The organism is Bradyrhizobium lablabi, assembly GCF_001440475.1.
GTDB lineage: Bacteria > Pseudomonadota > Alphaproteobacteria > Rhizobiales > Xanthobacteraceae > Bradyrhizobium > Bradyrhizobium lablabi.
Genome location: NZ_LLYB01000060.1, coordinates 1 through 2370 on the forward strand (window position 1 = coordinate 1; position 2370 = coordinate 2370).

1 protein-coding gene is annotated in these 2370 nt (G+C 57.4%); it reads left to right on the forward strand.

Annotation, left to right across the window (positions count from 1 at the left end):
- Nucleotides 1-189 precede the first annotated feature (189 nt).
- Nucleotides 190-879 (forward strand): hypothetical protein, encoded by a 690-nt coding sequence (locus tag CQ14_RS12890; RefSeq protein ID WP_057858261.1) that lies wholly within the window; start codon nt 190-192, stop codon nt 877-879.
- Nucleotides 880-2370 lie beyond the last annotated feature (1491 nt).

The window sequence follows — 2370 nt, forward strand, 5'->3', positions numbered from 1 at the left end:
ACAACGCAAAGGGATTGACTAATCGAGGCCCGTTACAGAAGGGTGGGCAAAAGAGGGGCTGGCAGGTCCGATGCTACGTTCCAGGCTCATACCGGGTAACAGCGCTGTCCAAACGTGTCGCGCGCAAGGAGCCACCTCGTACTCACGCGGCGCTATTTCACGTGGAAAATAACCGACGATGGAAAACCAATGAGGCGTCTTGCTGCGCTCGGGCTCCTCTCGTGGAGCCTCCTGCTGACATCCCCCGTGTTCGCCCAGCTGAAGGGCAACCCCGACAACGTTTGTCGGAACGGTTTCTTTCCGCGCGAGAGCAAGGACTACAGGCTGGCGAAGATCAGGGGCGCGGCCGGCGACAGGATCCATTTCCATGGCGATGGTAACGAGCGTTGCCCAGACGACCGAACCTGCCGTCTGAACAGCTATGTCGTTCGGAACGATGAAGTCATCGTTTCTCGGACGTTAGGCAAGTTCGCATGCAGCTGGTTTCAACCTCGCAAGGGCACGGAAACGGTAGGCTGGATCGAGACCGACAGCCTTGCGTGGCAGGAGGGCATTCGACCCCCGACGGAACGGGATTGGCTGGGCGAATGGCGCGGCTACGACAATTTCATTCGCATCACGAAAGCGAAAGAGCCTGGTAAGCTGGCCATAAAGGGCGAAGCGACATGGGGTTCGGGCAGCCGTACCCATACAGGGGAGTTCGACTACGAAGCAGAACCTGCCGCCCAAACCATCAGCTTTGGCGACGGGACGGACGAACTCGACTGCCAGGTCACCATGCATCTCGTCGGAAAGTTTCTGGTTGTCGGCGACAATCTTCATTGCGGCGGCGCGAACGTGTCGTTCTCGGGGATCTACCAAAACAGACCCAAGCAATGAAGCTGTGTTAGGGGTAGCTTCGGAATAAATCAGCTGGCCTTTGCGGGCGATGGCTACCAATGCGCTTTCAACATCAGACACCATGTGATTCCCGGAGCATATCCGCGGTTCTCCTTGGCCTGTCTGGTTTGTATCTCCCTTCTCCTTATTTTCGCTTCGCGAAAGGCGAGGAAGAGGCTTTGATGTCTCCCACGGGTCGTCCGCGTCGGTTTGCCGGCCGGCCGCACGTTACTGATCGTATTCGCGATTTTCGAAAGCGATAAAAAGCCTCGCGCGAAGGGGAACTGTATGCGCCGCGTCGCATTCTTGGACGTAGACGCGCACTTTCGACGATCAGCTGCCTTTCACAACAAACTTGCGAAGGATGCGACCATGCCACGGGTAGATCAAACTGCGAAGCAGGAGCGCACAACCAAGACCGCCGCGGTGACGGCGCTGGCCGGACTGGGTCTTTCGCTAGCGGGAAGCGCATCCGCAACCACGACACCCGCTGCTGATAGCCCGCAATCTGACTACATCTCGCCCAATCACCGCTTCGTTCTTGGTGAAGAGGAAATGGCCGACGTCAGTCTCGCCACTTTCCATCTCTTCGATAAGGAAAACGTTGGCAGCGACATGCAGTTGGCCGCCGTTGTTGTTCGGGGTTGCCGGGGCTGCAGAGGTTGCGGTGGTTGCCGTGGCTGCCGAGTTTGGCGTGGCTGCGGTGGTTGCGCGGGGTGCGGCGGCTGCTGCGCACGCTGGGGACGGTGCCGCTGGTGCTGAGTTCTACGATCTAGCGGATAACCCGGCGAATGCCGTGCGGGCGGTTCCGCCCGCAGAGGGGGGCGATATTCTCCGCGCCTGGGACCAAAATTGGCGCGGGTGCACGCCCTTTGGACCCCAGGCTGTGCCCTGTCTTTCGAAGTATTATTTCTCCGCCAGCGTCTCGTAATGGCGGTGTTGGCAATCAAGCGGCCGACCATCAAAGCGAGAGTTTGTGTCGTGGGCCGTGCGTGGCCCCGGCGCAGAAGCCGCAATGAGCAATGTCCGTTGGGATGACCGCTACGGGCCAAGGCCGACATCTGCTGCAATAGTCCGATTGCTCGACTTGGATGCAGTGTCAGTCAATTCATTTCGCTTTGCCTGTGCTTTCTGGCTGAGTCGAAAGCGTGCAAGAATGAATGCGGCGTCTTTCATCAAAGTCGAGACTCCATCCATCGCAAAAAGAAATAAATGACGATCACAGACACTGCCGTCGTTGCTATCTCGATGACGAGAGGAAAGCCGATGATCGCCCAGATCAATAGGCAAATAACTGCGACAGCGCTGAAGATAATATTGTCAATCCTTTCGGTCACAGATCTCAAGGACATCGCTCTCTCGCCGTTATCGGACCTCGCCAACAATGCTCTCAAGACTAGATACGCCGTCCTTCGGACCGATGAAGGGCAACATTAAACTTGCTTCGATCATCTTGCCGTGTCCGATTTAGGTCGAAGCAGTTTGGTAGGG